The organism is Candidatus Babeliales bacterium, from assembly GCA_040879965.1.
Classification (GTDB): Bacteria; Babelota; Babeliae; order Babelales; family JACPOV01; genus JBBDJI01.
On the sequence record JBBDJI010000013.1, the window covers coordinates 344,437 to 368,545 of the forward strand.

General features: G+C 32.8%; 28 protein-coding genes and 2 tRNA genes. 19 read left to right on the forward strand and 11 right to left on the reverse strand.

The annotated features are described in order from the left end of the window. Nucleotides 1–53 precede the first annotated feature (53 nt). On the forward strand, nucleotides 54–1,028 hold the full coding sequence (locus WDZ41_05340) for a hypothetical protein (protein ID MEX0940758.1): 975 nt from the start codon (nucleotides 54–56) through the stop codon (nucleotides 1,026–1,028). A gap of 54 nt (nucleotides 1,029–1,082) precedes the next feature. Here WDZ41_05340 and WDZ41_05345 read toward each other — a convergent pair whose 3' ends face one another. Beyond that, entirely contained in the window at nucleotides 1,083–1,481 is a 399-nt protein-coding gene (locus WDZ41_05345) for a hypothetical protein (protein ID MEX0940759.1), read from the reverse strand. A 64-nt stretch (nucleotides 1,482–1,545) separates the two neighbouring features. Further along, on the reverse strand, nucleotides 1,546–1,896 hold the full coding sequence (rplU, locus tag WDZ41_05350; protein ID MEX0940760.1) for a 50S ribosomal protein L21: 351 nt from the start codon (nucleotides 1,894–1,896) through the stop codon (nucleotides 1,546–1,548). Nucleotides 1,897–2,117: 221 nt separating this feature from the next. Here rplU and WDZ41_05355 point away from each other — a divergent pair, with 221 nt between their 5' ends. Both WDZ41_05355 and WDZ41_05360 read left to right on the forward strand, forming a co-directional pair. After that, nucleotides 2,118–3,599, forward strand: coding sequence for a hypothetical protein (locus WDZ41_05355; GenBank protein ID MEX0940761.1), 1,482 nt, complete (start codon nucleotides 2,118–2,120; stop codon nucleotides 3,597–3,599). 137 nt (nucleotides 3,600–3,736) lie between these two features. Further along, nucleotides 3,737–4,237, forward strand: coding sequence for a hypothetical protein (locus WDZ41_05360; protein ID MEX0940762.1), 501 nt, complete (start codon nucleotides 3,737–3,739; stop codon nucleotides 4,235–4,237). A 54-nt stretch (nucleotides 4,238–4,291) separates the two neighbouring features. On the opposite strand, the gene mutS is transcribed toward WDZ41_05360, so the two are convergent. Continuing rightward, a complete protein-coding gene (gene mutS / locus WDZ41_05365) occupies nucleotides 4,292–6,892 on the reverse strand; it encodes a DNA mismatch repair protein MutS (GenBank protein MEX0940763.1) in 2,601 nt (866 codons plus the stop codon). Nucleotides 6,893–7,042: 150 nt separating this feature from the next. Here mutS and WDZ41_05370 point away from each other — a divergent pair, with 150 nt between their 5' ends. Continuing rightward, a complete protein-coding gene (locus WDZ41_05370; protein ID MEX0940764.1) occupies nucleotides 7,043–8,728 on the forward strand; it encodes a hypothetical protein in 1,686 nt (561 codons plus the stop codon). 298 nt (nucleotides 8,729–9,026) lie between these two features. After that, nucleotides 9,027–9,167: a hypothetical protein gene (locus WDZ41_05375; protein ID MEX0940765.1), complete on the forward strand. Its 141-nt coding sequence runs from the start codon at nucleotides 9,027–9,029 to the stop codon at nucleotides 9,165–9,167. 2 nt (nucleotides 9,168–9,169) lie between these two features. Here the strand turns inward: WDZ41_05375 and WDZ41_05380 are convergent, their stop codons facing one another. Next, nucleotides 9,170–10,198: a hypothetical protein gene (locus WDZ41_05380; GenBank protein ID MEX0940766.1), complete on the reverse strand. Its 1,029-nt coding sequence runs from the start codon at nucleotides 10,196–10,198 to the stop codon at nucleotides 9,170–9,172. 106 nt (nucleotides 10,199–10,304) lie between these two features. Beyond that, entirely contained in the window at nucleotides 10,305–10,748 is a 444-nt protein-coding gene (dtd, locus tag WDZ41_05385; GenBank protein MEX0940767.1) for a D-aminoacyl-tRNA deacylase, read from the reverse strand. 620 nt (nucleotides 10,749–11,368) lie between these two features. Here dtd and WDZ41_05390 point away from each other — a divergent pair. Further along, a complete protein-coding gene (locus WDZ41_05390; protein ID MEX0940768.1) occupies nucleotides 11,369–11,923 on the forward strand; it encodes an inorganic diphosphatase in 555 nt (184 codons plus the stop codon). Nucleotides 11,924–11,971: 48 nt separating this feature from the next. On the opposite strand, the gene WDZ41_05395 is transcribed toward WDZ41_05390, so the two are convergent. The 6 genes from WDZ41_05395 to uvrA all read right to left on the reverse strand — a co-directional run bounded on the left by WDZ41_05395 (nucleotide 11,972) and on the right by uvrA (nucleotide 17,034). Continuing rightward, on the reverse strand, nucleotides 11,972–12,307 hold the full coding sequence (locus WDZ41_05395) for a hypothetical protein (protein MEX0940769.1): 336 nt from the start codon (nucleotides 12,305–12,307) through the stop codon (nucleotides 11,972–11,974). Beyond that, nucleotides 12,300–12,818: a hypothetical protein gene (locus tag WDZ41_05400; protein ID MEX0940770.1), complete on the reverse strand. Its 519-nt coding sequence runs from the start codon at nucleotides 12,816–12,818 to the stop codon at nucleotides 12,300–12,302. Before WDZ41_05400 ends, WDZ41_05395 begins: the two co-directional genes overlap by 8 nt. Nucleotides 12,819–12,932: 114 nt before the next feature. Further along, nucleotides 12,933–13,301, reverse strand: a complete 369-nt coding sequence (locus WDZ41_05405) for a hypothetical protein (protein MEX0940771.1) — start codon at nucleotides 13,299–13,301, stop codon at nucleotides 12,933–12,935. A 43-nt stretch (nucleotides 13,302–13,344) separates the two neighbouring features. Next, nucleotides 13,345–13,785, reverse strand: coding sequence for a hypothetical protein (locus tag WDZ41_05410; protein MEX0940772.1), 441 nt, complete (start codon nucleotides 13,783–13,785; stop codon nucleotides 13,345–13,347). Nucleotides 13,786–13,915: 130 nt separating this feature from the next. Continuing rightward, nucleotides 13,916–14,299: a hypothetical protein gene (locus WDZ41_05415; GenBank protein MEX0940773.1), complete on the reverse strand. Its 384-nt coding sequence runs from the start codon at nucleotides 14,297–14,299 to the stop codon at nucleotides 13,916–13,918. Between the two features lie 134 nt (nucleotides 14,300–14,433). After that, nucleotides 14,434–17,034, reverse strand: a complete 2,601-nt coding sequence (gene uvrA / locus WDZ41_05420) for an excinuclease ABC subunit UvrA (protein MEX0940774.1) — start codon at nucleotides 17,032–17,034, stop codon at nucleotides 14,434–14,436. Nucleotides 17,035–17,163: 129 nt separating this feature from the next. Here uvrA and WDZ41_05425 point away from each other — a divergent pair, with 129 nt between their 5' ends. From WDZ41_05425 to WDZ41_05485, 13 genes are all read left to right on the forward strand, one after another. Continuing rightward, a complete protein-coding gene (locus tag WDZ41_05425; GenBank protein MEX0940775.1) occupies nucleotides 17,164–17,949 on the forward strand; it encodes a hypothetical protein in 786 nt (261 codons plus the stop codon). 93 nt (nucleotides 17,950–18,042) lie between these two features. Then, nucleotides 18,043–18,118 (forward strand) — tRNA-His (locus WDZ41_05430). A gap of 131 nt (nucleotides 18,119–18,249) precedes the next feature. After that, entirely contained in the window at nucleotides 18,250–18,645 is a 396-nt protein-coding gene (locus tag WDZ41_05435; GenBank protein ID MEX0940776.1) for a hypothetical protein, read from the forward strand. A 109-nt stretch (nucleotides 18,646–18,754) separates the two neighbouring features. Next, nucleotides 18,755–18,922 carry a hypothetical protein gene (locus WDZ41_05440; protein MEX0940777.1) on the forward strand — a complete coding sequence of 56 codons (168 nt, stop codon included), beginning with the start codon at nucleotides 18,755–18,757 and terminating at the stop codon, nucleotides 18,920–18,922. Continuing rightward, nucleotides 18,903–19,145, forward strand: coding sequence for a hypothetical protein (locus tag WDZ41_05445; GenBank protein ID MEX0940778.1), 243 nt, complete (start codon nucleotides 18,903–18,905; stop codon nucleotides 19,143–19,145). The genes WDZ41_05440 and WDZ41_05445 overlap by 20 nt, the downstream gene beginning before the upstream one ends. Nucleotides 19,146–19,259: 114 nt before the next feature. Continuing rightward, nucleotides 19,260–19,601, forward strand: a complete 342-nt coding sequence (locus WDZ41_05450; protein ID MEX0940779.1) for a hypothetical protein — start codon at nucleotides 19,260–19,262, stop codon at nucleotides 19,599–19,601. A 468-nt stretch (nucleotides 19,602–20,069) separates the two neighbouring features. Next, a complete protein-coding gene (locus WDZ41_05455) occupies nucleotides 20,070–20,411 on the forward strand; it encodes a hypothetical protein (GenBank protein ID MEX0940780.1) in 342 nt (113 codons plus the stop codon). Nucleotides 20,412–20,466: 55 nt separating this feature from the next. Further along, nucleotides 20,467–20,826, forward strand: coding sequence for a hypothetical protein (locus WDZ41_05460; protein MEX0940781.1), 360 nt, complete (start codon nucleotides 20,467–20,469; stop codon nucleotides 20,824–20,826). 480 nt (nucleotides 20,827–21,306) lie between these two features. Then, complete coding sequence (locus WDZ41_05465) at nucleotides 21,307–21,567, forward strand: hypothetical protein (protein ID MEX0940782.1); 261 nt, start codon at nucleotides 21,307–21,309, stop codon at nucleotides 21,565–21,567. A 163-nt stretch (nucleotides 21,568–21,730) separates the two neighbouring features. Continuing rightward, nucleotides 21,731–21,806 (forward strand) — tRNA-Pro (locus WDZ41_05470). 75 nt (nucleotides 21,807–21,881) lie between these two features. Further along, nucleotides 21,882–22,241 (forward strand): hypothetical protein, encoded by a 360-nt coding sequence (locus tag WDZ41_05475; GenBank protein ID MEX0940783.1) that lies wholly within the window; start codon nucleotides 21,882–21,884, stop codon nucleotides 22,239–22,241. Nucleotides 22,242–22,319: 78 nt separating this feature from the next. Continuing rightward, nucleotides 22,320–23,261 carry a hypothetical protein gene (locus WDZ41_05480; protein MEX0940784.1) on the forward strand — a complete coding sequence of 314 codons (942 nt, stop codon included), beginning with the start codon at nucleotides 22,320–22,322 and terminating at the stop codon, nucleotides 23,259–23,261. Between the two features lie 6 nt (nucleotides 23,262–23,267). Then, a complete protein-coding gene (locus WDZ41_05485) occupies nucleotides 23,268–24,101 on the forward strand; it encodes a hypothetical protein (protein MEX0940785.1) in 834 nt (277 codons plus the stop codon). Nucleotides 24,102–24,109: the final 8 nt, after the last annotated feature.

The following is a 24,109-nucleotide window of genomic DNA, read 5'->3' on the forward strand; positions in this document are numbered from 1 at the left end:
TGAAATACGTTTTAGAAAATTATTAACTTAAATCAAAACTAGCAAGGAGACCTATGCTTCCTTATCTTGATATTATCTATATTTTTATTTCAATAGTTTGCTATTCGGCATATATAATTCTCATAAAAGGAGTTTCAAGAAAAAATATCTTAGTCTCGTTATTTTGGATTCATACGGTTACTTATGTAGGATTTTTTTGTATATATTTATTTCGTAAATTTATATTAGAGCATGATTTGTTTGCAGTTGAAGAACTTATTCATGAATTCACGTTTATTAATGCACCATTATATCTTCTCATGGGTTTAAGTTTTCTGGGTTCATTTTTGATTTTCAATATTCTCATCATTAATTATCCAATTTCAAGAGTTTTACCTTTTGCAAAAATAAGCATGTTTTTCATTCTAATTGGTTATGCGATACTTGGAGATCCTTTTACGTGGAAATCAATGCTCGCCGCAAGTATTGTAGCAGTTGGCGCATTGCTCGCCGCGCTCGATGAAATGCCCTGGCCAAATCCTATAAAACCTTTTTTAGATGTGCCAAAGAAATTATGGATTGGTATACTTTGTGAATCATTACTTCTTACCCTCAATGCTCTCATTACATTTTTTTTAACACAAAAAACCACTATCGATGAAACAATTATGGAAAGTTTAAAGCATGTTTTTCCGTTTTCTTTTCATAATCCCTTTTATTTTAATTTGGGCGCGCGATTTTTTATTATGATTACTTTTTTCTTTTATATTTATGTTATTAAGGAATATAGAGAACATTTCTTTAAAGTACTTTCTGAACAAGGAAACTATATTTTCTTGCTTGGCATTTTATATTTAGCGTCAGCTTATGCTTATCAAGATGCCTATTTATTAACTAAAGATAAAGATGTTCTGGCTGCTTTAAGCAAACTCAGCATTCCATTGGTGATCTTTTTAAGTTCATATACGTTAAATGAAAAAATCGATGCGCCACAAATTATTGGATCGGCATTAATTGTAGCAGGCGGGGTTATTTCATTCTTATTTTAAAACTGAAACAGAATAAAATCGTGGATAAGACAGTAGACCAAAAAAAGTAATTACTTAAGCTCTACCAAACCATTTGAACAAACCATAAAATGAAACGGCTATTAAACCAAAAACGCTGAGTTTCCCTAAAGACGTTAAGCGTTTAATGGAAGGTGATTCTGAGGTAAGTTCTGAATTACAAGATTGGTCAATATGGTTATGCTTTAGAATAAAATTTTTCTCTTTTTTTAAAAATAATGGAATTATAGTTTGAGAACAAGAAAAAGTGATTTGTGGATAATTTTCTTTTAATCCTATAATTTCTTTAATTTCCCAGGATTTTGATCCTGCTGTTGGAAAATAATTTTGCCCAACTTTTAACTCATAAGGGCAAATTGACTTATTATCATCTGCTCTAAAAAATTGAATACAAAAAAGAAAAGGTAAAACTAAAATTGGTAGTTTTTTCAACATATCATCCTCCTTGGCACAGAAAAATAAGTCCCCATCTATGAGACAAACCTCCATTTATCTATGCTTAAATTTGCTCAATACGTATGACAGTCAGCGATTGACGATGTCCCTTTTTTACACGAGATTTTTTGCGTCGTTTGAATTTGAAAATAACGACTTTAGGCCCTTTTGTTTGTTTAACAATAGAAGCTTTAACTGGCTTATTAATGAATGGTTGACCAATCTCAATATTTTCCGGCCCTTCTTTGCGGAGCAATACTTCTGGAAATTCAATTTCTTGCCCTACTTCGCCTTCAATTTTCTCGATAGCAATTGTTTTACCTTCTATCGCTTGATATTGCTTGCCACCTGTCTGTATAATCGCATATCTATCAAATGTAATACCGTTGGGTGTCATTTCTGCTTTATTTTCCATTGAATCTTACCTTTTAGCTGAACTTTTTCATGTTTTACTATAATTATAAATAAATTACTCTTTTCTGTCTAGCTAGCCTCTATTTTATAATTTTTCTGCCATCAAACCTATGTTTTCAAATAGAAATGCTCAAAATGACAGAAGAAGCTAACTTTAACCTATTTTTAATATTCTGCTATACTCACTATAATCTTTTAAATTTTGTATAAAGGACTTTTATTATGAACTGGATTCTTTGTTTATTTCTTACGTTGTTCATTAATAATTTTCATATAACCAATAGCAATCAGCATGAAACACCTTCAAAGCAAAGTAATTTTACTCTTTCCTATGAAATATGTATGAATCAATTAAACACATTGGAATATACACTTCTTGAAATACTCACTGCATTACATGATCATTTAGAATACTGGGAACAATTACAATTGCGTCCAATTCGGCGTTTTATCAGTAACGGCCCTTTAAAATGGTTTAAATCTCAATCGCAAACGATAGAAATTAAAGACCACGTCAAAGTTTTACAACAAGAAATTGAAAATATTAGCCGGTATATTGGCTATTTGCATGAAATTAAACAACAAAAAAAATCTGCTTCCGCTAATTTTGCCCATCAAGAACTTTATCGGTTAGCGCATATTATCAATAAATGTCTGGATTATTCTGATCCAAATACGCAACCGATTATAAAAGAAAATCTTGAACAAGAACTCAATATACTATTGATGAAAAATAAAAAAAAATTAGCTCATTTTAAAAATACTATGAACGGTCGCATTGCAATACATAAAAAACCCTCTCATTTTTCTCGGCATTGGCTCGAATATTCTATTGGAGCGCTTTCCGCACTTAGTTCTTTGGCTTACTGGTATAAAAATCATGATAAAGTAAATAAATGGGTACATGACACCCATACTTCTGGCAAAAATTTTTATCATAATTATGCATATCAACCAATACAAAATATAATCGATATTTTTTATGGTAAATATGAAACTAAAGAACTAATTACTACCGAAGAAATAAAAAATTTAGAAGAAATGAAAAGAGAAGGAATTATTAATTTTTATAAAAAGCATACTAATCTTGCTGAACAAGAAATTAAAAAAATTGCAGAAGAAGCAATTCAACAAAAAACTTTACCAGAATTGATTAGAAAAAAATGGTTAGAGACCTCACCAAATGCATTGTGGAATGTATTAATTGGAAGCACAAGATTACCATATATCGGTAATAAAGATGCCATTTGGCTCGCTCTTTTGAAAATAGATGATGGTATTATCACTGGAAAATCTGCTTTATTACTTGGGCAAGATATACTTAAAGCAAATTCGCTCAATCAACAAATTCTAGTTGCTATACCTGCCGTACTCACGATACTCGGTGGATGCTATACGATAAAAAAAGCTTATAATTTATTTAAAAAAAATCCATTTGATTACATACAAAAAGAATTGATATCAATTGAAAGTATTTTAAATAAGTATAACAACTCGTCAATGTCTATAGATTATACTGCATTAGGTCTTATTCATTATCATGAATATAAAATCTTAAATAATATCGATTGCATTCCAGTTGGTGATCAAGCACGATTTATTCGTGATCTATCAGAACTCGATTCACTTGAGTTTTCAATCCCACAAAAAATTGCAACTATTAATCGCATGTATCGCGCCTATCCATTTTTAGTAAAAAAATAATAGATTATACAAAATTTGTACTAGATTAATAAATTTTTTATTTATATATAAAAAAGAAATATTTAATATTGATTGACAATATTATTTTTTGCTATTATAAATTTATCGCTTGGAGTAATAAGGGGGAGACGTATTAAATGAAAATTAAACATATAGCAACTATACTTGCATTCAATTGTCTATCATTTGCAGCACTTGTCGCACAACATACTGAAGAACGAATTAATAAAGCTGAAAATGAGCAAAATGCTTTACATCAAGCAGAAGCATTCGTTTTACAAAAACTTAATGAAATTGAATTAAATGCACGTATTAAGCAACAAGTATATAAAAAACAATTATTTTATGGGCACCCACTTGATAAAACTGATATTGAAATTTTGATTAGAAATATCACTCAATTAGAAAATACTAATCCTAGAACTGCTTGTGATAAACCCACTAAAGAATTAACTAAATCAGAATTTTCTGAAATATTTCAAATCATTAAACAAACTGCATGTAATGTACAACATGATAAAGGAAGATATTTTCTACCCTATGAACATGAAAAAGAGAGGTGGAAACAAATTATTCGTCGATTTTTTAATCGAACCAGAGCGATTATCAGAAGTTTTGGCCAAAGCCGATACAACTGATAATAACAATTCAAAAACAAAAAAGTATGCAGACAGAAAAAAGAAACCGCCTAATCATTGCTTTTCTTTTATAAGCCAAAGTAGATCTAATGCTTTTTTAGGAGATATATCATTTAAATCAAGTGAATGGAGTATGTTTAAGGAATCACCTTTCGCATTAAGTTTTGCTTCAAGTTCAGTAATTCTCTCTTTTAGATTTTGATTCTCTTGATTGATATCGGTATTGTTTATATCAAAAATAGAAGATTGATTATTTTCTGTTTTATGTACAGTAAAATTATGAAGTAGCATATCAGCTCGTTCAATAACTGCAGCCGGCAACTGTGCTAACCTGGCAACTTCAATCCCAAAACTACCATCGGCGGCCCCTTTTAAAATTTTATATAATAATAAAATACCAGAATTCGTTTTTTTGCTTGCCGCATGATATGAAATTATGCCTTGATATTGCTCATCTAATTTTGTTAATTCATGATAATGCGTAGCAAAAAGACACCGTGCTTTTACTACTTTATAAAGATATTCCACTACTGCTTGTGCAATTGCTAACCCATCAAAAGTACTGGTACCTCTTCCTACTTCATCTAAAATAACAAGACTATTTTTGGTTGCATATGAGCAAATGCCAGCAGTTTCTTCCATTTCCACTAAAAAAGTACTTTTACCATCTGCTACATTATCACCAGCACCAATTCGCGTAAAAATACGATCTAATATAGGAACATTCACACTTTCTGCCGGCACAAAAGCACCACACTGAGCCATTAAACACAATAACGCCACTTGTCTTAAATAGGTTGATTTTCCACCCATATTTGGTCCAGTAATAATAAGTAATCTTTCTTGATCAGTAATTTGTATATCATTCGGAATAAAACGATTACCTAATTTTTGCTCAATAACTGGATGCTTACCATTTAAAATCTTTATCTCATTTTTATCATTGAAAGCAGGACGAATGTAATTACGATTATATGCTACTTGAGCAAAGCCAAGCAATCCGTCTAGATAGGCAAGTGTTTGTGCAATGTTGCGAAGTTGTGAAATATAATTACTCACTTCTTTTTTAATGTGTTCAAAAACTTCTTGCTCCAGCTTGTCTACTTGTAAGCGTGCAGCCATCATTTCTTGTTCACATTGTTTTAACTCAATGGTAGTAAACCGTTCTTTGCCGACTAATGTTTGATTTCTTATATAATCATCTGGTACTAAAGCTAAATTTACTTTTGTTACTTCAATGTAATAACCATATATTTGGTTATACCGAATTTTTAATGAATTTATGCCTGTACGTTTCTGTTCTTTTTTTTCTAAATCCAATAAAATTTGATGGCTATTCTCAACTAATTCTCGACAATAATCTAATTGCTGATCAAATCCTTTATTAATAATCCACTCATTACTGGTATCATCGTTCAAAGCAGATGTTAATAATTTTTTTAAAACATCAAGCCCTTCATATTGCTTTTTTAATGAGGGAATCGCATTAAAAGCATTTAACAATTCGCATAATGTAGGAATAGTGGTAAGTACTTTTGTTAATGAAATATAATCACTTGCTTGTGCCCGCATTAATGCAATTCTACCGACTACCCGCTCAAGATCACCAATTTGCATTAATAATTCTCGTATTTGTTGTGTTAAGTGAGGATTTTCAATAAACTGCTGCACAATATTTTGTCGTTTTATGATATGCTCTTTATTAAGTAATGGCCGTACTAACCATTTTTTTATGGTACGTGAACCCATTGGGGTTGCTGCTTCATCCAACAGCGCAAATAAAGTATTTTTTCTTCCGCCATCTTGATTATTTTTAATTAATTCTAAATTGCGCTGCGTTGCCGCATCTAATATTAGAAAATCTTCCGCCTGATATAATTGAATATCCTTAAATTGCATTAATGATGTTGATTGATTTCGCTTTAAATACCAAAAAAAATTCACTAAAGCATTTTCCATTGCTGGAAATTTTTGAACCGAGGTATACGCTTGCATAGGAAATTGATTAGTCATCCAAGATTGGGCAGCACTGTCTAATTCATCGTATTCATTGAGCGAAACAGCATAACCAAGCTGTGAAAATTGTTGCCTAAATTTAGTAACTTGTTGCACAGGCGGCATAATAACTTCATCAGGCAAAAAACGCGATAATTCAGTTTCAAGTAATCGCATTGCTTCAGCAGGCAAAACCGTTGCAAATAATTGTGCGGTTAATAATTCACCAAAAACTAAGCCCCAATAATCTGCATGTGGATACCAAGAAAGTAGATATGATGCTGATTTTGCATCAAGCAATTTTCCATCGGTTAAAGTACCAGGTGTTAATACTTGTGTAACACCGCGTTTGACGACTGTTCCCGGTTTTGCTTCTTCAAGTTGATCACAAATCGCAACATGAAAACCACCTCGTACTAATTTAGCTAAATAAAATTCAAGCGCATGAACAGGTACGCCACACAATGGAATAGGTTCACCATTATTTTTTCCACGAGCGGTTAAAGTAATACCCAAAAAAGCCGCCGCTTTTTTTGCATCTTCAAAAAAAAGCTCATAAAAATCACCAACCTGAAATAATAATAATGCATCAGGATATTGCTGCCTTATATCTGCATATTGTTTCATCAAAGGAGTTGTTGGATTATATATTCCACTCATAATTAAACTTATACTTTAATGTTTAGAGATATGTTCAAAAACATATCATGGATGCTCTATATCTTCAAGAAAAAGGCATAAGCCAATCAACAATCTTGCCCCCTCCTTGAACAAATTATTAACATCAAGCATATAAAAAAGGAGGGGGTCGTGAAAAAAATAATTTTTTTAATTTTTCTTAATATTGTTGCAACTACTTATGCTTCAGAGGATATTCCAGCCGAGTTTCAAAATTATCATACCAAAAAATGGCCTCAATTTTTAGTTAATTTTTACAATGCAATTCAAGAAACATTATATGATGTTAAAGAAAATATAACGAGCATTCCGCAAGCCGTATATTTTAAATTTATCGGCAAACATCCGCATGCTGAAGAACAAGCTATAGTACGATTTTCTGAAAATGATGATATTTCTGATATAGAGAAGGAATTCATTAAGCAACGTTTAAAATTTGTGAAAGAAAATTTAGAAAAAGAATTTAATATTTCTTTAGATGAAAATAAAATACCACGAATTGGCCTAATTTTTAGTGGTGGTGGTTTTCGCGCTATGATTACCACACTTGGCTTTTTATGTGGCGCGCAAACGATAGGACTTCTTGATAATACTTTATACTGTACTGGCCTTTCTGGTTCAACATGGGCTCTTGCTCCTTGGATTGCTTCTAAAAAACCACTTCTACAATTTACCAAAGAACTTACCAACAAATTATCCTATGGTATAGATCATATAGATACCCCTTATGAACTGAGTGAATTATTAGAAATTTTTGTTACAAAATTACTATGTGGTCAATTTATATCTACTATGGATATTTATGGCAACGTTATTGTAAATACCTTACTCAGAGATTTGATTGATAAGCCTATGCTTATACGCATGACAGAATCTCACGCACATATTTTAAATGGTTCTGCACCGTTACCAATTTATACCGCGATACAAACACATCGCGATCCATATGAATGGATGGAGTTTACGCCATTTGAAGTGGGAAGTTCATATTTAAAATCATATGTGCCAACATGGGCCTATGGCAGAAGCTTCTCCGGTGGTTCCTCACATGATTATGCACCAGAACAAACATTAGGTTATTTTTTGGGTATTTTTGGTTCAGCTTTTGAAGTAAACTTGAAGGATATTGTTCGCATGAGTGCTACTAATCTTTCTTATTATGGTCATCAATTACCAGGAATACTTGCCGGTGCTTTAAAAAAATGCCTTCGTCTTATTTTAGATTCTTTTTTAGGTGAAATGAGATTATTTCCTTCAATGCTTTCTAATTTTACTTATCTATGCGAGCAAAGCCCTATTTGTGATGAAAAAACAATTCCACTGGTTGATGCCGGTATTGATTTTAATTTACCTTTTCCGCCATTACTCAGACCGGCACGCAATATGGACATTCTAATTGTGTATGATGCTTCAGCAGATATTGAAAATGCACCGGAATTAAGACGAGCAGAACGATATGCGCAGAGAAATGGCCTTAAATTTCCACCTATTAATTATGAAATAGTTGATAAGCAACCAGTAAGTATTTTTAAAGATACTGAAGATCCGCAGGTACCAATGGTTATTTATTTTCCACGCATAAAAAATATAAATTATTCAATGGAATTTGACCCTGAATATTGCATTGAAGGGGATTATTGCAATACATTCAACTTTAGTTATAAACCAGAAGAAGCAAAATTATTATGTGGCTTTGCAGAATTTGCATTGCATGAACAACAAGAACTCATAAAACAATCAATTCAAGATGTGCTTGTGGAAAAATATGGTTATGCAATGACTACGCCCTCAACAGAAGCAATGGAGATTGTAGCATAGAACATATCGTTTTTATAACATGTTTATAGTTTAACTTTCAAGTATTTGGCCTCATACCGGCCAAGACATAAGGGTATTGCTTGCCCAATACCCTTAACACAAGGGCACCAACGTCCCGTTGGATTATTTTCTCGCTCATAACGAGAAGTCTCATACTTCAGGTTTTCAACCTTCGTCTTCAGATCTCGACTCGCTACCGGATTAAAATAAAATAAATTAAAAAAATTCATGTGACCAGATCCGAGGCTTTAGCTGCAAGGAGGAGTGAGCACGAATTTGGGCGAATGAGCAATCCAACATGTTGGTGTATTTTTGTCCAGTTTTTTGTACAAGCAAAAAGATTGGTGCTGCGCGCATAGCGCCGGAAGAATTACCGTTTAAAGATCATGAATATTTAGAAAAATTTTTTTGTATATATATCTTAATCAAACAACTATAAAATTAGTAATTAATAAGTGCTTCAGCAAATATAAATTCTTGTAATGATTGTTGCACATTAGTCTGCAATTCTTTTATATGCGCTGGAAATGTAGGGTTTGCTATTTGAGAAAAGCTATTAATTATATTATCCAACCAAGTTGCTGAATTATTAATCTCTTGTATTAATTTTTCGGCCATTTTTTGCAAGCGTATGGCATTTACCGGAGATGTTTTCTTTATTAATTCAACTTTATAATACATAAACCCAAGTGTCGCGGAGAGCTGCTGAATATATAACTCCCAAGTTGAGATAAACAAAACACGATTATATTCCTTTTTTTCTCCGTTTACCAGCGCTGGATTATTGATATTGTTAATAGTTTCATTTGTTTTGCTCATTTGCGTAGCATAATTTTCAAGCTCATTTGATAAATCGTTTATATTTACTTTATTAGTTAAAAACCAATTCAAATCTCGATTATGGAAAAATTTAGCCATAAATCGGTCAACCGTTGTATCAAAAATTTTAAAATATTTACCAAATGGGTTCATAGCGCTCGTTACTATTTGTGAAACCGCAATTAATAAACATTGATTACCCAAGAATCGTCCCCATCCTTTTAAATAACCGCTACGTTTCATTGGAAGTCCGACATCTTCTCCATAGTCTGCTAAGCGTTCGCGTATTACTTCAAAAGCTTTATCTCTATCTTGTAAACTTTTTTGTTGCGCTTGAATAATTTCTGCCTGTTTTATTACAAATGAATATTGATCATCCATATTAATCTTGCTAGACAAAACAGGAGATAAATTTTCTACTATTTTTGGCGCCTCAAAAAAAATTTTATAGCCATAATAACCAATACTCAACAATCCTGCAGCAACCATCCCTGTTTTTATAATTGAATTATTTCTTAATTCTTGTGCTATCTGTTGTTTATAGGAATCGATTTTAGACTGTTCAATGCGAACGATAGTTTCATCACTATACAAAAAGGCATTAAACATAAAGCTGAAAAGAGTTAAAGAAATAAATTGACTAATTTTCACTGATATTCCCCTAATAAAAATTACTATAATTACTTAGTATAAAGCGAAAATAGCAACTGAACAACTCGGAAAAACGTACGAATGGAATATAATTCCTGACTGTAATTTATTTTTTAGTTTCTAAGATAATAGTAGTCGGGCCATCATTAATTAAATGTACTTTCATATCAGCACCAAAAATGCCTGTTTTTACTTTTTCATAGCGTTCTTTAACTGTTTGCACGAATGCACTAAAGAATGGTTCCGCTAAATCAGGCGCCATCGCATAAATAAATGAAGGCCTATTGCCTTTACTAGTGTCTGCATACAAAGTAAATTGAGATACCAGTAAAATTTCACCATCAATATCGCTCACGCTTTTATTTATTTTGCCTTGATCATCAGCAAAAATACGTAATTTTATTAATTTATCGGCAATATATCGCGCATCATCTGGCGTATCGTTTATACCGATGCCAACTAAAACCATTAATCCTTGTTTGATCGAACTTACTTCTTTTTGATCGACAACCACGCAAGCTGATTGTACTCGCTGAATAACCACTTTCATAAAAGCCCAATGTCTTATTTAACTATTTTATAAATATTTTAAGGTAACTACTATATAATTAAAACAAACATTTTTCTACCTATTTATAATTTTAGATAAAATCTTATAGTATTCCTATTTTAACTTATACTTTGAGCACATTTGGCCTCATGCCGGCCAAGGCATAAGGGTATTGCGTGCCCAATACCCTTAACACAAGGGCACCAACTTTCCGTTGGATTATTTTTCCGCTCATAACGAGAACTCTCATACTTCAGGTTTTCAACCTTCGTCTTCGGATCTCGACTCGCTACCGGTCGTCATTTATCCAAGTTTTAAAAACATTGGGCTTTCTTGATATAAGTAAAATAAAATAAATTAAAAAATCATGTGAGCCTACGTATGGCCCGATCCGAGGCCTTACTGGCCGCAGGATGAGTGGGCACGAATTTGGGCGAATAAGCGATCCAACAGCATGTTGGTGTATTTTTGTCCAGTTTTTTTGTACAAACAAAAAAATTGGTGATGCGCGCACAGCGCCGTGAGAATTACCGTTTAAAGATCATACGAAAAATACTTTATTTTCAGCTATATCAATGTTATTCTAAAAATATCAAATTCCCTTAGTTTTTAGGAAAAAAATGCAAAATAATTCTCATGACCGCTTTTTTCATCCTTGGCATTCACTGCCAATTGGCCCTGAAGCGCCGAATAAAGTGCAAAGTATTATCGAAATTCAACAAGGATCAAAAGCTAAATATGAACTTGATAAATTAACCGGGTTTTTGAGATTAGATCGTATCCTAGCTTCAAACTTGAGCTATCCTTTTCATTATGGGTTTATTCCCCAAACTTATTGCCCCGATAATGACCCTTTAGATATTTTAATTTTATGTTCTGAAGCATTATTACCACTGAGTATTGTAGAAGCTACCGTACTTGGCGCAATAAAAATGCTTGATGGCGGCCAGCAAGACGACAAAATTATCGCCGTTGCAAGCAATGATCCCTTTATGAAAGGGAAAAAAGAATTATCGGATATCAATCCAGAAACATTAAATACCATTCAGAACTTTTTTGAAAATTATAAAAAGCCTGAAGGTAAAACCGTTATTATTCAAGATATCATGAATCGAGAAGATGCACTTAATATAGTCAAAGACAGCGTAAAGCTCTATCAAAAACAATTTAAATAATTATTTTTCATTTTGTAACACATGTTTTTCTGCAATAATATATGAATATCAACCCTTGGGTCGAATAAATTTTTCCAACCCATAGAGCGTACAAGCACCTGCTGCCAACAAGCCAATCATTTGTTTTATTGATAACGCATCGGCTGGAAGAACTCCTGAAAAAGTATTGCTCGTGGATAATTTATCGATAACTAATATGCTCGTTAAAAAAGAAGAACTTAAAGCACAAATTCCATAACCTATTTTTGCCGTTAATGCGGTATTGTATCGCAAATCTTTTATAAAATTACTTATTATTTCCGGTGATTGTTTTGGAACTGCATTAAGCGAATATATTTGCGATATCAAAAAGATGCTAAATATCAAGTGAAAACATTTATGCATTGTATTCTTTCTTTTCATTTTCTTCTTCAACTTCTAACGCTTTGCTTGCACAATAACACATAAGCGCATAAACAAAACCTTTCAAAACTATTTTTTCTTCAGAAATATTTAATTTGTGACTCGCTTGCCTTACCTCTCCCCAGTCAAAAAAATAATCTGCAAAAGTTCTCCAAGAAAGAACATGAAAAAGAAACCCGAACGTATAAACAGTATTCGAAGAAAATTGGCGTGCTGTTTTTACCGTTTTTAAATCCCAGAATTTTTTTAATATTCTTTTTATTTTTTGATAATTAGAATGCATAAAATTATTTGGTTCATTTTCAATACTTTTGATAAGCACTGCAGTCATCAAAGAACTCATTATTGAAGCAACAAACGCCGTTTTTATTTCAGGATTTTGCATTATTGATTGCGTTGGTTTTTTAATATTAAAACAATCACTCCAAGTAGCGCAAGCCGCCTGAAATAACGCTATACTGAAAATTAAAATAACTATTTTTAATTTTTTCATTAAGACCCCCAAGTAAGCTGTTTTATTTAACCGATATTTTTTATCTTATCTCTCAGTTGCAAAAAGTAAATCGGGCCAAAATTTGTTAATTTTAATTATTTTTATTGAGCTTTTTCAATTATTTTTTGGCCTATCTTCTGCTAAAAAACATGATAAAGCCGCTAAAGTTACTGCAGTCAAACTATATCCCGCTAAAAATTTTTTACTTGGATGAAAATCAAGTTTATCCGTAATTTTTTTTAAATCACCTTGCAGCGCAGCTGCATAAGGTACACCAACCATCACAAGACCCACATAAAACGCACTATCAGATATATATTTGCGCACCGTTTTGTCATTTTTTAAATGCCATGCAGCTTGTTGAACACCATTTTTAACAGTTTTGATTGATGGAAACCAATCAGTAATTCCGGCCTGCACATTTGCACCGGCAAAAGAAATAAAAAGCATGCTTAATAACATTAATTTTATAGACATATTCATAATTAAATCTCCATAAGTAAGTTAATAATTAACAGGACAAAAATTATTTATTTTCTTCAGTTTCGTTGCCAATCTCAGGTTGAGATTCAGTTTCAGTTTTGGTTTCTACACTTTTCTTTTTATCCACTTCCAATGTTTTACTTAAACAATAAGCAGCTAAAGCAAAAGCAAAAGTTTTTCCAATAGATTGAATCATAGTTTTATCACTCAATCCACAAACTTGTTTAAATTCGGGATACCATAAGGCGTAAAGTCCTAAATTCATCCAGCCAAAAATAGAAAATATCTGAGCTGCCATATAAGTATTACTAGAAACAAATCTACGTGCCGTTTTACTAACTTCTGTATTCCATACAGATTGCGTAGCATTTGTAACACTTTTAACTGGTTTTTTAAACCAATCAGTAATTCCTGCTTGCACATTTGCACCGGCAAAAGAAATAAGAAGCATACCTAATAATATTGATTTTACAGAATTATTCATAATTAAACCCCCATAAGTAAGTTAATAATTAAAAAAGGAAAAGGAGCTAGGAACCTAACTCTTCTTGTTTAATTATTAATCTAATTTTTTTATTCTGATACCGTTTCTATTGTTGTTGCAGTGTTAGTTTCTATAACTTTTCAGGCTTTTTATCCACTCTTATTGCAGTACTTAAGCAATAAGCAGCTAAAGCAAAAGCAAAAGGTTTTCCAAGAGCGCGAATTACCGTTGTATCATTCAATTCACAAAATTGTTCAAACCAATGATTATTACAAAAATACCCTGCTAGATTAATCCAGCCAATAAAAGTAAGCACATGGCCTAATCCACGTGCGTTAATCGAAGCAAATCGACGCGCTGTTTTACTAACTTCTGCATTCCATGCAGATTGCGTAGCATTTGTAACACTTTTAACTGGTTTTTTAAACCAATCAGTAATTCCTGCCTGCATATTTGCGCCGGCAAAAGAAACAAAAAGTATACCTAATAATATTGATTTTATAGACTTATTCATATTAAACCTCCACATTAAAGTCTTATGTTAATTATAGGCTAAAATTATCAGAACTTAAGTTAATTGTCAAAATACTAATCAATTTGAAAGTATTTTATTGGTGCTTGTTGTTTTTAATTTCTATTTAACAAATTTTATTTGGATGCAAGCATTCTTTTTAAATATTTTCCAGTATGACTTTGGGTATTTTTTGCTACTTGTTCAGGTGTGCCTTGCGCGACAACTTGGCCTCCTGCATCACCACCTTCTGGGCCCATGTCGATAATATAATCGGCTGTTTTGAGCACATCAATATTATGTTCAATGACTATCATTGAATTGCCTTTATCAATCAATCGATTTAAAACAAGCAATAATTTTTCGATATCACTGTTATGTAATCCAGTCGTCGGTTCATCTAAAATATACAAAGTTTTATTGCCTCGTTTTGCAAGTTCGTCAACTAACTTGATACGCTGCGCTTCACCACCTGATAACGTAATAGAAGACTGACCTAGTTTTACATAATCAAGCCCCACATCACAAAGCAATTGTAATCGTTTTGCAATATTTTTATGTGCAGCAAAAAATTCAACTGCTTCAAGCGCCGTCATATCAAGCACTTCAGCAATATTTTTATCTCTATAACGAATAGTTAATGTTTCAATATTATATCGTTTTCCTTTGCATATTTTGCAAGTCATAACTACATCAGCTAAAAATTGCATTGAAACGGTAATAGTTCCATCACCGCGGCATTCAAAACAACGCCCCTCAGCTACATTAAAACTAAATCGCCCTGGTTTATATCCGCGTGCTTGGCTTTCTGGTAACCGCGTAAATAATTTTCTAATTTCATCAAAAATACCTAAATACGTTGCGGGATTTGAACGCGGCGTACGGCCAATTGGAGATTGATCAATAACCACTAATGAATCAACATGCTCTAGGCCTTTTAATTCATCAGTATCATTAATAGTACGAGCTTTACGCGCAAAACCAGCAAATGCTTGTTGTACCGCGGGTACAATTTCATCAAGAACTAAAGTGCTTTTGCCAGAACCGGATACACCTGATATGCAACACAATACTTCAAGTGGGACTTTAACTTCTAAGTTTTTTAAATTATTTTTTTGCGCATGCGAAAGTGTTAGGAAATGTTTTAATGTACGTCGTTTTTTAGGTATTGCAATACCACGACGTCCTGCTAAATAGGCACCAGTTAATGATGCGGTATTTTCTGCTAATTGTTTTGGATTACCGACTGCAGTTACATGGCCACCAAGTGTTCCAGCAGCAGGGCCCATATCTACAATATAATCAGCTTCTAACATGGTATCGGTATCATGCTCTACTACAACAACGGTATTACCTTGATCACGCAATGTTTTTAATGTTTGAATTAAGCGATCATTATCACGTTGATGCAAACCAATGCTTGGTTCATCAAGAATATATAATACGCCACTTAATGCAGAACCAATTTGCGTTGCTAAGCGAATACGCTGCCCTTCACCGCCTGATAATGTTCGGGCTGAACGATTAAGCGTAAGGTATGAAAGACCAACATCGTATAAAAATTGGAAACGACTGGTTATTTCTTTAATTAAATTTTCTGCAATTGCCTGATCAGTCTCCGGCAATGAAAGTTCTTTGAAAAAAGCTAAAGCCTCTTTAATTGAAAAATCACATACATCAACAATATGCTTATTTTGTATCGTGACTGCTAAAGCATGCTTATGTAAACGCTTGCCAAAACAACTGCGACATGTTTTCTCTTGTGCATGAGAACCAAAAAAATCAGGATAGTTTGATTTCCAATTTTCTTTATCGCCTTCTTTCCATGGCCATATATGAATAACACCTAATCCATTACATTCTTTACAAGCGCCGATGGGCGAATTAAAAGAGAAAAATCGTGGTTCTAATTCAGGAAATGCAGTCGAACAATGCAAACACATGCGATGCGACGAATATAAATGCTCATCAGTCCCAACCATAATCTTGCATAGCCCTTCAGCAAGTTGAAAAGATTTTTCTATGGCTTCTTGCACGCGAGAACGTTCATCATTAGTAATTTCTAATTTATCAATCAGCAAATCAATAGAATGCTTATAGGTTTTTGCTAACTTTAATGATTTAATTTCATCTTCACTTGTAAAACGATATGAAGTGCCATCAATAATAAATCGATAAAATCCATTTTGATACAACTGCAATAATTGTTGCTTAAATTCGCCTTTTTTTTGATTAACGATTGGCGCCGCAATAGTAATCATGTTTTCTTTAAATTGAGTCAAAATAAGACTTGCAATATTTTCGGGTGATTGTTGTTGGATTATTAGGCCACAATCAGGACAATGCGGCTTACCTATTCGTGCATAAAGTACCCGCAAATAATCATAAATTTCAGTAATGGTACCTACCGTGGAACGAGGATTATGACCTACCGTTTTTTGCTCAATCGCAATCGCCGGGCAAAGCCCTTCAATACGGTCAAAATCTGGCTTTTTAGCAATGCCAAGAAATTGACGCGCATATGATGATAAAGATTCCATATAACGTCGCTTACCTTCAGTATAGAGTACATCAAGCGCTAAAGAGCTTTTCCCTGAACCGGAGGGACCCGTAATTACCGTCAATTTATTTTTAGGAATTTCTAAATCAACGTTTTTCAGGTTATGCTCACGAGCACCGATGATTTTGATCCATTCGGTCGACTTTTTAGTATTTTTTGGAGAATTCTCTCTATTCATAGCTATCCGATTGCAAATATGATTAATTTTAATTACACTTTTATTATAATTTGAATATTTAGAATAATATAGCAGAAAAAACGATTTTTACCAATATCGGGCACTAGAAATAATAAAGGAGGCTTACTTATGAATCCACTTTTTCTCGGATTAATGGCCACCCTCTGTTTTTTGCAAGGATTTTTTTCATTCAAACCGCAAAATCAATGGCCAAAAATCACTCAAAATGATTTAAAAGAAGTATATCAAATCATAAAAGAAAAATATCCTCAAATTGCGCACACTGATAAAAATAGCCCATTAAAAGACTGGTTAAGCACTGGATGCCATAAAGCAATCGATTTAAGCACAAAAGCAACCTCAATTAAAGGCTATGAATTTGCCTTGCGCTATTATTTAAGCGGTTTTCATGATCCAAAATTACAGCTTATTACAAACGATGAAACAACAGTTAAATGGCCCGGATTTTTAGTAAAAGAAAAAGATAATGCTCTCGTGGTAGCAACTACGGCTGAAAATGCGCAAGATGAAAACATACCGCCATCTAATGCTCAGTTAATTGCCTGCAATGGCAAAGACCCTGAAGAGTTATTAAAAGCTAATATTGAACTCTATTTTGGCCAAAATCAAGATTCTAAACGATTAGCGCCTTATCTTTTGGTAGATTTAGGTAACCCATATTCGGAACAAATCACAGAATGTACGTTCAAAACCGATAATGGATTGACTACTATTCCACTTACTTGGAAGCCTATAGAAACCAGCAAATTAGTTGCATTAATCAAAAACACATGCGGAAATTATGCATTCAGCACGCCCCTTCTGCAAACACCTATATCCACGGCAGAAAATAAGGCCCAATTGATTGTGCCACTGCCAGAAAATAGGGCACAAGTGGTAATCCCAACTGCTTAATCATAAATATAATGTATAAGTTCAATAAATGAATGAATAAATTTGCAATTTAGTCCAAAGTTCTTATACTTTGGGTATACTTTTCTTACTATGGTGAATGTAGCTCAGTTGGTAGAGCACCAGATTGTGGCTCTGGTGGCCGTGGGTTCGAGTCCCACCATTCACCCCATTTTTACTATTTTTCCCCGATTTAACCTTTTTTCCAGCTTTCCCTAATGTTGATTTTCTATTTGAATATATGTCAAAATAATAATAGATCAGTACTTATAGTTAAAAAAGAAGAAAAAAAAAGGAGATCTCATGAAAACTAAATTAATAATGGCTTTTGCCGTACTGTTACTTTTTAACATTGATAGTGCTTTTGGAGTCACTCAAAATATCACTAATTATACCCAAAATCCAATAGATATCACGGCACTTCTGACTAAACAGGTCCGAACTAAAACTATAAGAAATGGTGAAGTCATCGAAAAAGCTCAAAAAGAAAGATTATCAGAAACAGTGAGAATTAATTCTAATGAAACTAAACAAGTTGAATTTTTCCCTGAGCTATGTCCAGCAACACTTATTATAAGGTCCACTTTAGGGCCTGCTCTAATTGAAATAGAACCAGATAATCAATGTAAACCTTATATTAATATTTATTCAGAAAATGGTGGCTATCGAACTGAATTTACTACTAAATTTGATATTTAACGAAATTCGAATAAATAAAAGCGAGAAGCTCAACATAAATCTTCTCGCTTTATTTATTGCTTAAACCTCCCCTAATCCATTGATTTTCTATTAAAAAAGGGAGAAAAAAATGTTAAAATTAACTTTAACCTTATTAATGATAATTTTAACATTTACAATCGGAAGTATTTTTGCAATTGAAGAGAAAGAAAAAATAAGAAAACATACGACAATTGTCCACAATGATACAGATGTAAAGATTGATGTTACTATTATTTATGGGGTTACTCCTATATAAAGCTTCTCGGCCCCGCCCGCAAAGAAAAACAAATCTTGCTCCCGGTCAACAATGGAGTGTTAGTAGTCGTTTTCCTACTAAAGAATTACAAGCGAAAGAACCAGAAGGCATGGAGGCTCGTAAACCTGTACTAAGTCTCTCGAAATACGAAGATATTGAATGGCGTATTATAAAGCGCGGTTCGAATTTGAAATTAATTCGACAAATAGATATTAATATTTAAAAAATCAACCCCCCTTTCAATCTATTGATTTTCTATTTGAATTTTCCTTATAATTAGTAGTAAGAAAAAGCGCGAAAAATCGAAAATAATATTTTCTTAAAAAGGAAAAATAGTATGAAGTTATTTAAAATATTTTTTTTAGTATTATTCAGCACAATTTCATTGCGGATCTTTAGCAAAGATTATACTTTCGTAAATAGTACTCCAGAGTCAGTACGTTTCGAAGTTTGGCAACTAGGAGATCCAGTTTTTGGCCTTTGCAAAGAGCGTAGACTTACTAAATTAGATCTTACCCCCGGCCAAAAGGTCGATGTACAAACTGGAGGGCTATGTAGTGTTGGCCGAATAATTGTTAATCAAAAAACTCGAAGAAGATCAGCTTCCAAGGCGGGTACCTACTATATTCATAAATATGGCAATAAATACAAAGTTGGACGTTCAACAATTTTTAACTAAGAGCTTATCCATAAATTCCAATCATTTTGAAAAGCCTTATTGAACAGGCAATTTTGAAGTTATGCATTGCTAGTTTCAAAAGTTTTACACCAACAATTTTTTAAGCCTCGAAACCAAGAAGAATGCCAAATGTTTGCTTAACAATCCAACAATAGGGCGCATGAGAAAATTTTATGTTTTTTCTTATCTCTTCTTGGGTTGTGCTCATAACTAAAGCAATATTTTTTCTTACAAAAACTTGTAAAGTTTTTGCAAGAAAAAGCACTAACTGAATTTACCACCAATATTTAAGAAAATTAAATTATAAAAAAAGCAAGAAGCTACTCTTAAATCTTCGCTCATTTTATTTTTTGCTTAAATCTACCCCAATCCATTGATTTTCTATTTGAATTACTCTTATAATTAGTAGTAAGAATAAGAAAAAGTGTGAAAAATCGCAAATCATATTTTCTGAAAAAGGGAGAAATAATGAAAAAAATATCATTATTATTGATAACAATGTTTGGAACATCCAGTATTATGTTCGGTTATGAGCATACAATTATTAATTTTACAAATCACGAAGCTTATGTCCGTGCTAATAAATTATGGGGTGGATATAAGTCTAAAGATGTACCTGCTGCAAGAGGCGGTGATTTTGGTAAAGCCTCAATAAACATGGGTGGAATTTGTACCAATTCATTTGATGTTCGTTCATCCTTGGGCAGACAAAAAAAGGGTGTTGGAGGAAATAAATGCTCTGGCCGAACTGTTTACATAAATTACAAAGATGCAAATACCAAACAAGGTATTGAAATTAGCATTGATTAACTTAAATAAAGAACAGCTGCTCATATTTTGGGCAGCTATTTTCATTAGGAAAAAAATGAAACTTTTAAAAAAGTTATTTTTAATCGCATTTGGTTTAATCGGGTTAAATTTATCAATTAACCTTGATGCCTATAACTATCATATTATTAATAAAACTGATTATCCAATAGAGGTTCATTTGAAGGGTGGCATAGGAATATTCAAATTTACTAAAAAAGCTGTACTTAAAGGAAAAGAAAGAAAAACTATTAAAGTTAAAGGCTTGCAAATAGGCTCTTGTTTAACGGAGTATATAGTTGTAGGCCTATCCGGCCCCATAAAAAATAAGTTTTTTTTTACTAGCTCGAAGAGCTCTCCTGGATGGCATGTCTGCGGCTCTTTTACAATAACCGCTACAGAAAATAAATTCAGATAATAAGATAATTTACAGGAAAAATTCAAATTTATCTTCATTTAAGCTAATTCTCACGGCGCTGTGCGCGCAGCACAGTTTTTTGCTTGTACAAAAAAACTGGACAAAAATACACCAACATACTGTTGGATCGCTTATTCGCCCAAATTCGTGCCCACTCATCCTGCGGCCAGTAAGGCCTCGGATCAGGCCACACGTGGGCTCACATGAATTTTTTAATTTATTTTATTCTACTTATGCCAGAAAACCTCAATGTTTTTAAAACTTGGATGAATGACGACCGGTAGCGAGTCGAGATCTGAAAACAAAGGTTGAAAACCTGAAGTATGAGAGTTCTCGTTATGAGCGGAAAAAATAATCCAACGGAACGTTGGTGCCCGAAAGTTAAAGCGGAAATTATCTAACTGAGTAAATTTGACCAAAAAGCCTCTTTTAGCCATACTAAATAGTAAATTTAGTCCATTTTTACGGAGTTTTACGACAATGAATTTTCTATTTTCAGGTTTTTTTTGGGGTGCCTTTTTAATTTTACTGGGTAGTTCCATCATCATAAAAGCAATTTTCGGCATCGATTTACCGATCATACGGCCATTAATAGCAGTTTTTCTTATTTATTTAGGTATTTCGATAATTTTAAGCCCAAGCAAGAAAAAAGGTATAGTTTTTCGCAATCAAACAATCCATACTCCTGATACTCATTCTTCTACCTATCACATTTGTTTTGCCGATAACAAAGAAGAATAAGCATATTCTAGATTAAATTGAGCCAGAAGAACCTTAGCTCATAATTACCATAAAACCCGTGATGTATCCAATATTATTGAACACACAAAATTTGTTCAACATTGTGCTTGAAACGCAATAAAAAAACGGCTACACTCTTAATACTATTCAGATAAAAATCAGTCGGGGCGTAGCGCAATTGGTAGCGCACTCGCTTTGGGAGCGAGGGGTTGTCAGTTCGAGTCTGGCCGCCCCGACCATTTTTCTTCTCTTTTTATTTTCCAATAAAGTATACTTTTCAAAAAGCTTGTTTCTTATAAAAAAAGGATTTCGATATGCAAATCCGCATATTATTCTTAATTAATATAATGTTTTTAATTTTTTCTTCGTCTATTATAAGTATGGAAAAACACAAAAATTACATACAAAAACAAACTGATCAATTGAATAAAAATCTAAAAAATAGTAATACCATTTTAGATAAACTTGAATTACATAGAACAGAATTTGATGCGTACGATCCAGAATTTATTAATTCTCTACGTACTTTTAGAAAAAATTTGCCAAAAAAGATTCCACACAATTTATCAAACCAAGAAATTATGCAAATACGTGATAATATAACTAAAATTATGAATCTGATTGCTGGTTATCAACTACATAAAGTAACACAGGCTGGGCATGCTAAAAATTAATTTGAACGGTACAAATCCTTGATTTGATCTTTTAAGAATGCCATACTGACGCAAGAAAATAATTTTATTGGAGTATTTATGAATAAATATCGTTCTTTTTTAATTCTCTTTATTTTAATCATAAGCACAAATATTTTAAGTATTGATACAAGTAATGAAACAACAACAGCACGTCTTTCTTTACTGCGCGCAATGCAACAAGAAGCAGCCGCGGTCGTATGGGAAGCTAATTTATCACCCGAACAATTACAGATTTTGCTCAATTTTACTTGTGTAACTTACGCATTAATTAATACTGAACATCAATTGCAAGAAGAAGGAAAATTTATAGCGCATATGGGTTTACAATGCCGTTATAATAATGATCAATTACTTGAAAATGTCGATCACTTTTCAATGTTTGAACGATCAATAGACCGATTCCGTAATTTACTTAAAGCAAAGCATATTCTTGGGCAAGCGTATTTAGATCTGGATGATGTTATCCAAAATAGTGAAAATAACCGCTTATTAACTGTGATTGATATTATCGCTCAACACGCAAGCCATTTAATTAATTATATTGCAAAACAAGAAGACAAATCGATTAATCAACTACTCAATAAATCTATAGCTTTATTTAAACCTACGCAGTCAAGCATCGCGATGACAGGTGGTACTTATCAAGCATTAATTGATAATTCTTATCCTTTTGATGATTCTACAAAAACCGAAGTACAAAAAATTACTTTAGCACAAAGCCTTGCGCAAACAACACTTATTGAAAATGTACAGAAATTATTGACCGTTGTTGATTCAGTGAGTACCGTTATGCAGCAAATGCAGGAATTTGGCTCTTTAATTTTTTATATTTATTACAAAACAATCTATGATGGCATGCAAGAACGTGCTATTGATATTGAATATTTTGTACCACTTTTTGAAGACAATTGTGTAGTAGCTTTGGATCCAACAACCAAAATACTCAAAGATCCTTTTACTGATAATAATCTCCCATTTTTTGAACGGTCTGAACGATAAAAAATAATGACGAAAGATATAATCAAAGCATCAGGAGAAAAGGAACCATTCAGCATTGAAAAATTTAACCGATCTTTGCGTAAAGTTGGTGCATCAGAAAACACTATCATTAAGCTTGCCGAACAAATACAACAAAGACCTGATCTAAAAACAACACAAGAAATTTATCGATTTGCTTTGAATGCATTAAAAAAAGAAAAAAGTGGCATTGCCGCGCGCTACAATTTAAAAAAAGGACTTTATGATTTTGGGCCTACCGGATTTCCTTTTGAACAATTTGTAGGCGAATTATTTAAGCATGAAGGATTTGCCGTAACCGTTAATCTTTTTATGGCTGGTTTTTGCGTTGAGCATGAAATTGATATCATTGCCAAAAAAAACAATCATCATCAGATATTTGAATCTAAATTCCATAACCGACAAGGATTAAAAACTGATGTTAAAGTGGTTCTTTATGTACAAGCACGCTTTGAAGATGTAAAGAAAAAGTGGGACCAAGATATAAAAAATAATGAAAAATCGCTCAAAGGAGGATTGGTTACAAACACAAAATTTACTACTGAAGCAATAACTTATGGTGTATGCGTGGATTTGGATTTGTTAAGCTGGTCTTTTCCGGCTGATAATAATTTAGCTCAAAGAATTGATAGGGCAGGATTGTATCCTATCACTTGCCTTACCACATTGAATATGCACCAAAAAAAAGAATTGATAAAAAATAACTTAGTATTGTGTAAAGACGTTTATCGTAAAAAAGAAGCACTTAAGCAGCTCAATTTGAATCCGCAAGCATTAAATAAAGTTCTTCAAGAAGCTGAGAATGTATGCAAGGGAATTTAAGCCTTATG